17 protein-coding genes and 2 pseudogenes are annotated in these 13,015 nt (G+C 36.2%); 9 read left to right on the top strand and 10 right to left on the bottom strand.

All coding sequences use genetic code 11. The features are described from left to right. Positions 1-18 precede the first annotated feature (18 nt). Positions 19-300: a YqhV family protein gene (locus AABL52_RS06475; RefSeq protein WP_000816054.1), complete on the bottom strand. Its 282-nt coding sequence runs from the start codon at positions 298-300 to the stop codon at positions 19-21. A gap of 189 nt (positions 301-489) precedes the next feature. On the opposite strand from AABL52_RS06475, the pseudogene AABL52_RS06470 reads away from it, so the two are divergent. Continuing rightward, positions 490-1,068: pseudogene (locus AABL52_RS06470) on the top strand (GNAT family N-acetyltransferase). Further along, positions 1,049-1,370: pseudogene (locus AABL52_RS06465) on the top strand (hypothetical protein). Before AABL52_RS06470 ends, AABL52_RS06465 begins: the two co-directional pseudogenes overlap by 20 nt. Positions 1,371-1,405: 35 nt before the next feature. Here the strand turns inward: AABL52_RS06465 and efp are convergent. The 4 genes from efp to AABL52_RS06445 are packed head-to-tail and all read right to left on the bottom strand — an operon-like array spanning position 1,406 to position 4,032. Beyond that, a complete protein-coding gene (gene efp, locus AABL52_RS06460) occupies positions 1,406-1,963 on the bottom strand; it encodes an elongation factor P (protein ID WP_000626520.1) in 558 nt (185 codons plus the stop codon). Between the two features lie 21 nt (positions 1,964-1,984). Then, entirely contained in the window at positions 1,985-3,046 is a 1,062-nt protein-coding gene (pepQ, locus tag AABL52_RS06455) for a Xaa-Pro dipeptidase (protein WP_000411049.1), read from the bottom strand. A gap of 4 nt (positions 3,047-3,050) precedes the next feature. Further along, the gene (gene aroQ / locus AABL52_RS06450; RefSeq protein ID WP_000757087.1) at positions 3,051-3,491 is read right to left on the bottom strand and encodes a type II 3-dehydroquinate dehydratase; all 441 of its coding nucleotides are present in this window, start codon (positions 3,489-3,491) and stop codon (positions 3,051-3,053) included. 52 nt (positions 3,492-3,543) lie between these two features. Beyond that, positions 3,544-4,032 (bottom strand): YqhR family membrane protein, encoded by a 489-nt coding sequence (locus AABL52_RS06445; protein WP_000076901.1) that lies wholly within the window; start codon positions 4,030-4,032, stop codon positions 3,544-3,546. 244 nt (positions 4,033-4,276) lie between these two features. On the opposite strand from AABL52_RS06445, the gene AABL52_RS06440 reads away from it, so the two are divergent. Next, a complete protein-coding gene (locus AABL52_RS06440; RefSeq protein ID WP_000807116.1) occupies positions 4,277-5,197 on the top strand; it encodes a DUF1385 domain-containing protein in 921 nt (306 codons plus the stop codon). 79 nt (positions 5,198-5,276) lie between these two features. After that, positions 5,277-5,678 (top strand): SA1362 family protein, encoded by a 402-nt coding sequence (locus AABL52_RS06435; RefSeq protein WP_001014445.1) that lies wholly within the window; start codon positions 5,277-5,279, stop codon positions 5,676-5,678. On the opposite strand, the gene AABL52_RS06430 is transcribed toward AABL52_RS06435, so the two are convergent. The 3 genes from AABL52_RS06430 to splB all read right to left on the bottom strand — a co-directional run bounded on the left by AABL52_RS06430 (position 5,675) and on the right by splB (position 7,989). Continuing rightward, complete coding sequence (locus tag AABL52_RS06430) at positions 5,675-6,337, bottom strand: HAD family hydrolase (RefSeq protein WP_120450863.1); 663 nt, start codon at positions 6,335-6,337, stop codon at positions 5,675-5,677. The two genes, AABL52_RS06435 and AABL52_RS06430, sit on opposite strands and share 4 nt — an antisense overlap. Before the next feature lie 53 nt (positions 6,338-6,390). After that, entirely contained in the window at positions 6,391-6,819 is a 429-nt protein-coding gene (gene mntR / locus AABL52_RS06425) for a transcriptional regulator MntR (RefSeq protein WP_001143071.1), read from the bottom strand. A 144-nt stretch (positions 6,820-6,963) separates the two neighbouring features. Continuing rightward, positions 6,964-7,989 (bottom strand): spore photoproduct lyase, encoded by a 1,026-nt coding sequence (gene splB, locus AABL52_RS06420; RefSeq protein WP_000802093.1) that lies wholly within the window; start codon positions 7,987-7,989, stop codon positions 6,964-6,966. Positions 7,990-8,145: 156 nt separating this feature from the next. Between splB and AABL52_RS06415 the strand changes: the two genes are divergently transcribed. From AABL52_RS06415 to AABL52_RS06400, 4 genes are all read left to right on the top strand, one after another. Further along, positions 8,146-8,463 carry a PadR family transcriptional regulator gene (locus tag AABL52_RS06415; protein WP_000556083.1) on the top strand — a complete coding sequence of 106 codons (318 nt, stop codon included), beginning with the start codon at positions 8,146-8,148 and terminating at the stop codon, positions 8,461-8,463. A gap of 5 nt (positions 8,464-8,468) precedes the next feature. Continuing rightward, a complete protein-coding gene (locus tag AABL52_RS06410) occupies positions 8,469-9,155 on the top strand; it encodes a DUF1129 family protein (protein ID WP_001148040.1) in 687 nt (228 codons plus the stop codon). Positions 9,156-9,162: 7 nt separating this feature from the next. Then, positions 9,163-9,834, top strand: a complete 672-nt coding sequence (locus AABL52_RS06405) for a DUF1048 domain-containing protein (RefSeq protein WP_341519699.1) — start codon at positions 9,163-9,165, stop codon at positions 9,832-9,834. Positions 9,835-10,034: 200 nt separating this feature from the next. Further along, entirely contained in the window at positions 10,035-10,874 is an 840-nt protein-coding gene (locus AABL52_RS06400) for a hypothetical protein (protein WP_000111930.1), read from the top strand. Between the two features lie 28 nt (positions 10,875-10,902). On the opposite strand, the gene AABL52_RS06395 is transcribed toward AABL52_RS06400, so the two are convergent. Continuing rightward, entirely contained in the window at positions 10,903-11,739 is an 837-nt protein-coding gene (locus AABL52_RS06395) for a lipoate--protein ligase family protein (RefSeq protein WP_000514070.1), read from the bottom strand. Between the two features lie 170 nt (positions 11,740-11,909). On the opposite strand from AABL52_RS06395, the gene AABL52_RS06390 reads away from it, so the two are divergent. Next, positions 11,910-12,293, top strand: coding sequence for a rhodanese-like domain-containing protein (locus tag AABL52_RS06390; protein WP_000108656.1), 384 nt, complete (start codon positions 11,910-11,912; stop codon positions 12,291-12,293). A gap of 39 nt (positions 12,294-12,332) precedes the next feature. Here the strand turns inward: AABL52_RS06390 and AABL52_RS06385 are convergent, their stop codons facing one another. Beyond that, positions 12,333-12,869 carry a DNA polymerase III subunit delta gene (locus tag AABL52_RS06385; protein WP_341519698.1) on the bottom strand — a complete coding sequence of 179 codons (537 nt, stop codon included), beginning with the start codon at positions 12,867-12,869 and terminating at the stop codon, positions 12,333-12,335. Positions 12,870-13,015 lie beyond the last annotated feature (146 nt).

Raw genomic sequence — 13,015 nt, 5'->3', positions numbered from 1 at the left:
CCCACTATACTCGACTTACTATTTCAACAACGCGATAAAAATGCAGCCAATTCCAAGCGCTAGAAAAAAGAGTTTCAAGAAAGAAATCTCACTTGCCACACTCGCTATGCCTATTGTCATTGTTAAAATTAATACGGTCGGTCCAACAAACGCCAACATACCATTTATAAACAATGCCTTCTTCGCATCATTCACATAGAGCATAAGCAAAGCGGCGAATATTTCCGCGCTACCTGAAAACAACCGAAGTAGCCCCATTACAAGCACAGATGTTTCCATTGCCGCTAGCCACTGTTTCATTCTCCCACCTTCTCCCATAACGGTTACTAGTGCGTATGCTAAAAAAGAATATATTTGTACAACCATATGCAGAGGTTGTCTATTTCAGAAGTAAAAACATAATTTTTATCTAACGCTTTTATACAATCTGAACATTCTTATTATTTAACGGTATATTATGGTACATTTAATTAAAAAGGGGTATAGACGATGCAACACGTTACTTTAGTACCACTCAATTTACGCTATGCAAATGTGATTTTTTAGCTATCAAGTGATCCACACGTAAAAAATGCATTAGGAATAAAAGTAGAAAAGATCGAAGACACGAAAGCATTTCTTCTTTTCGCAATAGAAGAAGAGCGCAAAAAGAGATCTTTATCGAGAATGATTGTAAATGAAGAAAACGAAATAATTGGTCTCACCACACTTAAACATATTAATTATGAGAAGAAACAATCTCACATTGGTAGTTGGCTCGGCTATCCATACTGGGGAAAAGGATATAATGAGGCTGCTAAAAAAGAAATCTTTAAAATTGCTTTTTTGAACTTACAACTTTCCTACGTATTTGCTGGCGCTAAAACGAATAATGTCCGCTCGTTAAAAGCACAAGAAAAACTGCCTTATATTTCATTGCATGTGGAAGATAGATTCCCCGGTGAACATTCTACCTTAGAGAATGAAGTACAATCTTCTTGTGTACTACATGTCGTGCCACGTGAAAAATTTCTAAATTGGCTAGACCTACAAAAGGAGAAGGAAAAATATGAAGGTAGTAAAAATTAGTTTAACAGTCGTAGTAGAATTAGCTCTTATTTATCTTTTTTCATTATTGGTCAGTTGGTCATTTATGGAGACCTTTTTCCTTGGTAGTTTAGCGATATTTGCAATTACTTGGCTAATTATTATGAGTAATCATAGAAACAACATTACAGATCATGCAATCAGTAAAACACTGACTGGCGTTGAGACTGGCGAGATAAGACCATTTCAAATTGTTTTGCCCCCCCTACATTATGGGTACTCTTTCACTTGTCTTAGTTAGTTTTGTTATAACGGCGATTTATTATCTGCCCTATTTCCTATAAAAAAAGCACTCGTGATAATCACGAGTGCTTTTCTACTATGCACGAGAAACGTATTTACCTTCACCAGTGTTGATGATAAGCATTTCGCCTTCGTTAATGAAGATTGGTACTTGTACAACAAGACCAGTTTCTAATGTAGCTGGTTTTGTTACGTTAGAAGCTGTATCTCCTTTAATACCTGGCTCTGTTTCTGTAACTTGTAATTCAACTGTGTTTGGAAGTTCAACACCAAGTACTTCATCTTGGTATGTCATAATAGATACTTCCATGTTTTCTTTTAGGAATTTAAGTTCGCGCTCGATTTGTTTTTCACCAAGTTCGATTTGCTCATAAGTTCCGTTATCCATAAATACGTGAGACTCACCGCTCGCGTATAAGTATTGCATACGACGGTTTTCGATGTGTGCTTTTTCTACTTTTTCACCTGCACGAAATGTTTTCTCTTGAACAGATCCTGTGCGAAGGTTACGTAGTTTAGAACGAACGAATGCAGCACCTTTACCTGGCTTTACGTGTTGGAAATCCATTACTTGCCAAAGGGCATTGTCCACTGAAATTGTTAAACCTGTACGAAAATCGTTTACTGAAATCATGTAAAAAAATCCTCCTGTATATTACAAAATAATAAGTTCTTTTGGTGATTTCGTAATTACTTCATTACCTTCACTTGTTACAATGATATCATCTTCAATACGTACGCCGCCAATACCTGGAATATAAATACCTGGTTCTACTGTTACAGCCATTCCTGGTTCAAGTACTGTATCAGAACGGAACGCTAAACCTGGTGCTTCATGGATTTCAAGACCAATTCCATGACCAGTAGAGTGTCCGAAGTATTCACCGTATCCTTTTTCCGTTATGTAATCGCGCGTTAACGCATCCGCTTCACGGCCTGTTAAACCAGCTTTAATACCGTTCACACCACGTAGTTGTGCTTCTAAAACGATATTATAAATTTCTTTCAATTTATCAGATGGTTCACCAACTGCAATTGTACGAGTAATATCAGAGCAATATCCTTTGTAATAAGCGCCGAAGTCTAATGTAACGAAATCTCCTGTTTCTATCACTTTTTCAGATGCCACGCCGTGCGGTAATGCCGAACGAAGACCTGAAGCAACGATAATATCAAACGAAGAAGATGTTGCTCCTTGTTTTCTCATGAAAAATTCAAGTTCATTTGACACTTCAATTTCAGATACTCCCGGACGAATGAATGATAGAATATGTTCAAAGGCAGCATCTGCAATCTGTGCAGCTTCCTTTAATATCTTAATCTCTGAATCAGTCTTTATCAAGCGTAACTTTTCTACAAGCCCAGAAGTTGGGATAAATTCAGCATCGATCGCTTCTTTATGCGCTGAATAAGAACTATATGTAAGAGTATCTTGCTCAAAGCCAAGCTTTTGAATTCCAAGTTCCTTCACTTGCTTTGCAACTTCATCAATAATTAATCCTGCATGCTGTACAATCTCGTATCCAACTGCTTGTTTACTAGCCTGCTCTACATAACGGAAATCTGTAATAAATTGAGCACGATTTTTCGAAATCAGTACAACACCGGCTGTTCCTGTGAAGTTAGCCATATATCTACGACTATGTTCATTTGTTAACAAAATACCGTCAATACCAGCCTCATCAAATGCACTTCTTAACCTTTCGATTTTCTCCATTACTTTATGCCTCCCTCAATTTCTCCATTAATGCAAATAACGCTAACTTATAGCCATAAAAACCAAATCCAACAATTTGTCCTGCACAAACAGCTGCCGTCACAGATTCATGACGGAACGACTCACGCTGGTGAATGTTAGAAATATGTACTTCAATAACAGGAATCGAAATGCTCGCAATCGCATCTCGAATCGCATAGCTATAATGCGTAAATGCTCCAGGATTTAAAATGATCCCTTCATATATATCTTCCGCCTCATGAATACGATCAATAATCGCACCTTCATGATTCGATTGGAAACATTCTAACTCCACTCCCATTGTTTCTGCTTCTTGCTTCATATCTGCTTCAAGTGTCGCTAGCGTGCCCTTTCCATATACATTTACCTCCCTGACACCGAGGCGATTTAGGTTAGGACCGTTTACGAGGAGTACCTTTTTCATATGCTTAAAACTCCTTAATATTAAATATCTATACAACATTTTAACATAGGAGTTACTTATTTGAATAGTTCGTCTTCTCTTCCCCTTCTCGCTCAGCTTTATTGGTATTTACTGCGTAGGAAACAGAATATGCTATAAACACACCATACAATATAAAAATGCATATCGTCGTCACAATTGTTTCTTTCGGTAAATGAAGTGCGCTTTTAATAGCAGGCGCTATTAACCCCATTCCAAAAAATAGTAACGCCCACCAAAATAGACCATAAATCATCCCTGGAAGAATTCCTTCAAACTTTGCTAAAAACGCTTTATACAAAAAGGCAATTACAATCGAAAGTAGTCCCATACAAACAATTCCTGACACATTGCCCCATACCCCTTCTTTCCAGCTTCCAAAGGCAAATGGTAAAAGTAAATAGTTCGGTCCCGCTTCCGTAAATGAAAATATATGAAGGAAATACCATATCCCTCCCCAAAAGACTCCACCAAATAAACCAATTTGTACAAAATTCCTTGTTCCTAATTGTTCTTGACTCACATCGACACCTCCGCTCAATAGTATGCCCGAAACTATTTTGAACCATGTTTAAATACTGCGAAATTTGTCTATAAAAAGAATAAGAAATGTCCGACTCTCATAACATTTTTCCTTGTCATATACTTGTATTTGTCGATAAAATAAAGGAAACTCGGTGATTGTCTTATTTCAAAATGACAGAACCCAGTATGACAATTGCCTCTTTTTCTACATAAGAGAGAAACAAATACAGGTTGGTGTTAACATGGCAGAAGAGTCAAAACAAATATATGGCGGGCAAGCAGTCATAGAAGGAGTTATGTTTGGCGGTAGAGAATATACTGTTACAGCGGTTCGTCGTAAAGATAAATCGATTGAATTTTATCGATTACCACGCGTTCGTAATAAAGCATTATCTATCCTGAAAAAAATCCCATTTTTACGAGGTATTGCCGCTATTGTGGATGCAAGTGCGAACGGAGCAAAACATTTAAACTTTGCTTCAGAACGATTTGATGTCCACCCAGAAGAAGACGAACAAATCGCAAATAACAAAGAAGAACAATCGAAATTAACGATGGTATTAGGAGTTGCAGCAGTTGGTGTTTTATCTTTCATATTTGGTAAAGTCATTTTCACAGCAGTTCCTGCACTACTAGCTGAATTAACGAGACCGATTTTCCCCTCTCATACAGGGCAAATCATTGTCGAAAGTGTCATTAAGCTCATGTTATTATTGAGCTATATATACTTTATTTCTTTAACCCCACTTATTAAGCGGGTATTTCAGTACCATGGTGCGGAGCATAAAGTAATTAATGCCTATGAGAATAACCTTCCAATGACTGTAGAAAATGTACAAAAACAAACTCGTCTTCATTATCGCTGTGGCAGTAGCTTTATTATATTTACAGTCATTATTGGAATGTTTGTTTATTTCCTTGTCCCTACAGATCCACTTTGGGCCAGGGTCGTAAACCGAATTTTATTAATTCCAGTCGTTCTCGGTATTTCTTTCGAAGTGTTACAGTTTACAAATCGATTACGCGATATTCCAGTATTACGTATACTTGGATATCCCGGATTATGGCTGCAACTGTTAACAACGAAAGAACCAACAGATGATCAAGTCGAAGTAGCCATTGCATCGTTTGAAGAATTATTACGTTTAGAAAACAAACAATAATTATTTAAAAATGGTGTTCAACTCCTTTCCTCATCGTTAATATACTATTTTTAATATATGTTTTTAGGAGGTGTTCCTTATGAACGGTCGTTCGTTTACTTTCGCTATATTTGTGCTTATTATCGGATTAGCAATATTCGGCCTTGTTTCATCTGTCATTACAGACCCAATGGGAGTGTTAAGAAATATTGGTATCATGTTGGCTGTCGTTGGTATCTTTTATTTACTCTACAAAATGTTTACAAACTCTAGTGGTTCCGCAAATTCGCAAAGCTCTTATAAGCGTGCTGCAAAACAATCGAACCGCAAACATGGGAAACAAAATGTAGCACCCCTAAGCAATTCTTTCTTTAAATCAAACGCTTCTAATGACAAAGGGAAAAAAGGCACTCCTTCCACTTTGAAGCGTAAAAGAAAACAATCTCATTTAACTGTCATTGAAGGTAAAAAAACAAAAAAGAAAGACCGTGCTTCCTTTTAGGAAATACGGTCTTTTTTTATACTTTGAAGCACTTCTTTCAAACTTTTATCTTTCATACTTTCAATTCGAAGGTGATGATTTTCAAAGGGTAAGTTCCGTGTCACATCATTAGGCACAACGACACACTTTAATCCTGCTGCAATCGCTGCTTTCAATCCATTTAACGAGTCTTCAAAGACAACAGCTTCAGACGGATCAACCCCTAAATCTTCTATCGCAATTCGATAAAGTGCTGGATCTGGTTTTACCTTTTCAACATCTTCTCTCGTTTTAATGACTTCAAAATAATCTCGAATTTGTAGCTCTTCCAAAAAAGGAATAATCCATTCTCTAGATGAACTAGAGGCTAATGCGATTTTCAATCCCATTTCTTTCGCTTCCTCTAAATATTCTTTTACACCGTCACGAGCTTCTGTTATTTTCATTTTCTCTTTATGTAAAGTTTTCACTTTTTCTTTTAATACATGCTTGTTAAACTTCTCTTTTAGTTGCTCATTTAAATATGCATATAGTACATCATCTGTCGTTCCAATACATTTTGCAAATTCCTCTAAAGGTAACTCCCCGCCATACTCACGAACGGCTTCTCTGAAAGAGTGAAACCATATTGTTTCGGTGTCTACAATTAATCCATCAAAATCAAAAATAATTGCTTTCATAATTCTCCCATCCTTTTCGATTGAAATAAAAAAGGAAACGACATACGTTCCCCTTAATTACTTTTCTCTTCATTTGCTTTTTGAACGCCACGAAGTGTTTCCACTCGAACCTCATCTTGTTCAAAGTATTGCACTAAATCACCAATGCGGTCAATTGCTTCCCAGCTTAAATGATGTTCAATTCCTTCTACATCATTGTAAATTTTACTTTCATCCAAACCGATAATACGCATAAATTGCTCTAGCAAGTCATGACGGTATACGAGACGTTCACCGATTTTTTTACCTTTTGATGTTAATACAAGCCCTCTATATTTTTCATAAATTAGATATTCATCTTTGTCTAATTTTTGCACCATTTTTGTTACAGAGGATGGATGTACACTCAGCGCTTCAGCAATATCAGATACGCGGGCATAACCCTTTTCATCAATCAACAAATAAATTTGTTCAATATAATCTTCCATACTAGGGGTAGGCATCGGTTTCCTCCATCCAATTTCATTTTGCTCATTCCGTACGAAGCAATCAATAAAATGATACACCAGAAAGAATAACGTGACAAGTTGAAAACAAGCCTAAATATATAAAACAAAAAAGAATCTGTATTTGTATACAGACTCTTCTTAAGTAAAGTATTGTATTTCTGCATCAGGAAAAAACTCATGTATATAACCTCTTATTGTTTCTTCTAATACTTCCGCATCATCTTTTTTATATACGTATTTCCCGATTCCGTATCGTCCCCATTTATATTTACGCTTCTCTTCATCCATTTCAAGTTTCGTATTCGGATAACGCTCTTGAATGACCTTTTTTGCCGGTTTTGTAAAGCGATGTTGAATTAATTCAAACGTTAAATTCGGTATCGACAAATCTTTTAGCGCATTGTACAGTCGCTCAAATAATTCACGGTATCCTTCTTCCCATCCTTCATGCATATAAAGTGGCGCAACAATAAACCCAAGTGGATAACCCGCGCCCGCTACTTTACGAGCTGCTTCAATTCGTTCTTCAAACGGTGATGTCCCTGGCTCAAAATTTTTAATCACATATCGTGAATTAATACTAAACCGGAAACGAGTTTTCCCGTTGTGTTTCGCATCTAACAAATGATCAACGTGCGAATATTTCGTAACGAATCGTAAACGCCCATAATCACTTTCTCCAATGAATTCAATTGCTCGCTTTAATGCATGTGTTAAATGATCAATTCCAACGATATCTGATGTACAAGCCGCTTCAAATCTTGTTATTTCAGGAGCTCTTTCATCCATATATTGCTGTGCCTTCTCAAATATTTCATCCAGATTAACGTACACGCGAACGTAAGGCTTACTCCCAAGTGTCGTTTGCAAATAACAATAATGACAATGCCCCATACACCCTGTTGCGAGCGGGATTGCATATTCAGCTGACGGTTTTGACGTATCAAACTTTAATGTCTTCCTTACCCCAACAACAAGCGTTGCCTTTGCATTACGGTACTTTTGCAAATCATTTTCACCTGGTAAATTTCTAATTTGATTATGGGATGTCGTTTCACGAATTTCTAATCCCATCTTCGTAAATTTCTCATACAACTCTTTTCCAAGTGGATATTCAAGTGCCTTCGGTTCAAAGTAAACAATTTTTGGCATAAATGGTTTCATACGCTTCCCTCCTCTCGTTAGTATGGGACGCATCGAAAAATAAACACACATTAAAGTTTTCCACTTCAGTAACTTGCAACGCAAGTTACTGAATGTTATAATTTGGATAACAGCTACCTTGCACAGCAAGTTACCTGAGTAAAAGGTGGTGAAATCATGCACAGCCAAATGTTAAAAGGTGTACTCGAAGGATGCATCCTATACATCATTTCACAAGAAGAAGTGTACGGATATGAACTGAGTACAAAATTAAATAAACACGGATTTACATTCGTAAGCGAAGGAAGCATCTATCCGTTATTGTTACGCATGCAAAAAGAAAAATTGATTGAAGGAACATTAAAAGCATCCTCACTCGGCCCAAAACGTAAATATTATCACGTAACCGATAAAGGATTAGAACAGCTTGAGGAATTTAAACAAAGCTGGGGAATGGTTTCAACTACGGTGAACAATTTATTACAAGGGGAGTGATAGGGATGCAGGCGAAAGATTTAATCGAACTAAATAACGAAAAGCGTAAATTATTAACTACAGAGAATGAAACCGCCTATAGTGACATGTTAATATACATTCGCTTAGCTAAAGTACCAGAATACCACGCGGAAGAACTGCTAATCGAAATTCTCGATCACCTTATTGAAGCACAACAAGAAGAAAAAAGTGCTTATGATATTTTTGGCGACGACTTACAGGCATACTGTGACGAACTAATTGCTGCCCTACCGAAACAAAGTTTATGGGAACAATTATCGATTCCTTTATTTATAACTAGTTATCTGTTAGCAATATATTTTGCTGTTTCTTCCGTAATTGCATTGGTATTTCCCTTGTTTTCAAATGAAGCACGTTTTAAATTTGTACACATTGATTTCATTTATCTGCTTGCATTTATCTTGTCCGTACATCTTATGATACGTTTTGTTTTCGATTTTATAAACACTGATTTATTTAAAAATAAAACAACTATTTGGAGGCATATTGGATGGTTCTTAATACGCCATAGCCTATGGATACTATTAATTGGCATTTCCTTTTTATTTATTAAACAGCCCTATACTACATTACAAATCTCACCTTGGATCGGCGCTTTACTAGCTATCTCTTGCTATACACTATACAAAATCTTCTTCAAAAAAGAATATTTAGCCTTTCAAAAGGAGTGACGATATGATGACTGAAAAAGAAATGGTTAAGTTGAACAATGAAAAAAGAAAGTTATTAACACCTGAAAATGAAGCTGCTTATGGTGATATGTTAGTATATCTTCGAATATCAAACGTACCCGAGCAACAAATGGAGGAACTGTTACTAGAAATATTAGATCATCTCATCGAAGCACAAGCCGAAAATAAAAATGCTTATGACATCTTTGGAGATGATTTACAATCTTATTGCGATGAACTTATATCAGCTTTACCCGCCCAAACAAAATTAGAAAAAACTTCTTTAATTGGTTTTGTTATCAGTTTACTTCTTGCTATACAGTTTGGAATCGATGCAATTGTTTCATTTTTCATTTTAACTTTTGGAAAGAATACGGAACACTTCACTCCAGCTTTTAGTGTCCCTGGAACTATTTTGTCTGTTTCACTCATTATTCTAGGAATACTGCTTATTTTGTATTTTTTAAAGCGTTACTCTTTTGATCAAAAAACGACTTGGAAAAGAAGAATTCTATTTGGATTTACGTTCGCTACTCCATTTTGCGCATCTGTATTTTTACATGTTTATTTTAAAAAGCAACCTTATCTCATTTATCATTTAACATTTTGGCAAAACGCCTTAATCGCTATCTTATTTTTTGTTTTATATAAATTACTATACAAAAAATCAAATTTTTAACGGTCCTTCAAAAGGCTGTTTTTCTTCTGTCTAATTTTACAAATTGAAAAATTTCATAAAGAAAATAAGAAAAATGCAAAATAATTAAAGTTAATTGTTGACGTGATGCTTTTATTATCGGTATCATAAATCTTCGTGAGCAATTATTTTTCGTTATACGATTTTTTTATTATTACTGAATTTTTGAGAGGAGAAATTAGATGTCAGTTAAGAAGAAAACGCAAGTACGCACCGGCAAAATGGTACGTGAACTAATGTTAGCAGACGAAGATGTAAATGCTTCGCTAATTATGGTATATAGTGAAAACGGTGTAAACGCAGAAATTAAAATCGAGGGCTTAACGCCGAAATGTAACGAAGAATTATTTTTGAGCGGAAACGTGGATTGGAACAAGAGTGTTATTTATAAAATTGTTGATTTCACTGGGAACGCTGAAGTTGGTAAAGTTACATTAACAGCGATGAACAAAAACAATGTTTCTCTAGAAGTTGAACGCGTTATGTGGAGCAAAGAGAATAAAGAAGCTGCTGAGCAAGAAGAAACTGTTGTAGAAGCTACTCCGAAAAAAGAAGTAGTTGTAGAAGCTCCAAAAGCAGTTACACCGGCTCCAAAACCTGTTACGCGAGTAGAAACACCTGCAGCACCTAAACCTACTCCGGTACCAACGCCGAAGCCAGTAAGTGTAGAAGCTGCTGTGGAATTATCTACTCCAGCACCTGTGAAAAAAGCAGTACCTACTCCAGTTACAAAGCAAGAGACAGCACCGGTCGCGCCTGCAAAACCGAAGCAACCTGCTTTGACTGAAACAAATACAAAACTACAAGAAAATTATGTGAAACTCGTGAAAAAGACAATTGAAGTTTGTCAAGATTACGAGCTTGGCATCGACATAGATGATTCTATTGAAGGATTAAAAAAAGAACTACAAAGCCAAGGTATTAGCGTTACATTTGACAAAGAAATTATGGACGTTGTAAATCGCCTTCGTTCTTTACAAGATAAAGGAATCAAAGTAGAAAAAGTACTTAATTTACTATAAAAAAATAAGAGGTGGCAATTGCCGCCTCTTATTTTTTATAGTTCCATTCCTTACTTTCATACTTCTCTTTTGCTAATGTTTGCACTTCATGTAATTGTTCTTCTGTTAATTCATATGGAACAAGTTCTACATCTAATCCTTTTTCAAACCCAACCTCAAACGCTTTAATTAACTGATCGATTGTAAACGTACGGTCTGTTAATTCATTAATTGCTACTGCTTTAGAAGAGAACATACTCTTCATACGCTCTTTTACACGTTCATTCGGGAATAAAAACAGATCATATAACTCATCTAAATCTATTTCTAACGGAATCGATCCGTGCTGTAAAATTACACCTTTTTGACGTGTTTGAGCACTACCTGCGATTTTTCTTCCTTCTACTACAATTTCATACCAAGATGGCGCATCAAAACATACGCCTGAACGTGGATTTTTTAAATTTTCACGGTCTGCTTCTGTTTTTGGAACTGCATAATAAGCTTCTAATCCTAATGCTTTAAAACCGTCTAGTAAACCTTGCGAAATAATACGATACGCTTCTGTAACTGTTTTTGGCATATTTGGATGATCTTCAGACACAATAACACTGTACGTTAATTCTTTATCATGTAGCACACCCCTGCCGCCTGTTTGACGACGAACGAATCCGTATTTCTTTTCGTTAACTACATCCATATTAATATCTTTTTCAACACGCTGGAAATACCCAACTGTTAATGTTGGTACTTCCCATTCATAAAAACGAATGGTTGGTGGCATTTTCTTTTCACTTTGCCAATTTAATAAACATTCATCTAACGCCATATTAAATGCCGGTGAACATTGACCAGAGTTAATATAACACCATTTTTCTTTTCCCATCCTGCACCTCATATAACCAATTATTTTTCACATTCTCTAGTCTACCAAATTCGACAAAATTTGTGAAAGAATACGAAATTTCTTCTTATATGCAAATGAATCTGTTGCATAAATACATACGGGCATTATAATATTGAAAGTAGGATAAGAAAAAAGGGAGCGATAGAACCGTGTCAACAACTTGGATTATTTTATTAGCCGTAATCGTAGCGTTCATCGGCTACACTGTATGGATGTATTTCTATCAGAGAAAATTAATTAAAACACTTTCAGAAGAAGAGTTTCGCGCTGGCTACCGTAAAGCACAGCTTATCGATATTCGCGAAGCAGACGAATATACTGCAGGGCATATTTTAGGCGCACGTAACATTCCGTTATCACAAATTCGCCTTCGTCATAAAGAACTTCGTAAAGATCAACCAGTTTACTTATACTGCCAAAGCGGATTCCGTACTGGTCGTGCGGCTCAATACTTAAAGAAACAAGGCTACAAAGATTTCTACCAATTACAAGGTGGATTCAAAACGTGGACTGGAAAAATTAAAAAGAAATAATAACATACAAAAACTAGCTGAATGATTCAGCTAGTTTTTTCATTCCATATTATTCGCAATGTATAATAAATTTTGTTTAATCACATCTTTGTCATTCTCTTGTGCATTCCGGTACAGCAGCTGATATTCAAGTCCTTTCTCTTTCCAGATAAGCGTAGCAAATTCATCCCCTCGCTCGGAATCATCCTTATTTTTAAAATAAGCGAGTGCCCCATTATTCAATTTCATTTGTTCTTGAAATCGCTTCTCTTCCACGACATCTGGAAAACTATAAGGAAAGTTTGCAACATTTAACTCAATATACTCATTTCTCCCCGGCTCCCGCTGTTTATATTTAATCATGACAACAGCCTTCTTCTTTCCAATCGTTCTGACTTCCCCCTTCACATCACTCGTAATGTCATACGGTAAAAACGACGGAACTTTAAATTTCACTGGAAAATATTTTGGAAGCTCCTTCAGCGGAATTGGATCCGTAACACGATCCATAGTTCCTCCTGTTGTTCCCACAAAGTTTTTTTCTTCTTGCATCGTTTGCTGAAACGAACATGAACTTAGCACTAGACTAGAAAACACGAAACAAATGATTCTTTTTTTCAATTTGTTTCCGCCCTTTCTTCATACCGCTCTCTTTATGGATAAAGCGTTAATGCCCGATTGGTGGGACTAATAATCCACGGGAGATGCCCGACTGATTACAGTTTCACTTTGTATGCTATTCA

The organism is Bacillus paramobilis (assembly GCF_038096195.1).
Taxonomy (GTDB): domain Bacteria; phylum Bacillota; class Bacilli; order Bacillales; family Bacillaceae_G; genus Bacillus_A; species Bacillus_A mobilis.
Note: the sequence above shows the minus strand (reverse complement) of the source record. Positions and strands in the feature narration are given on the sequence as shown.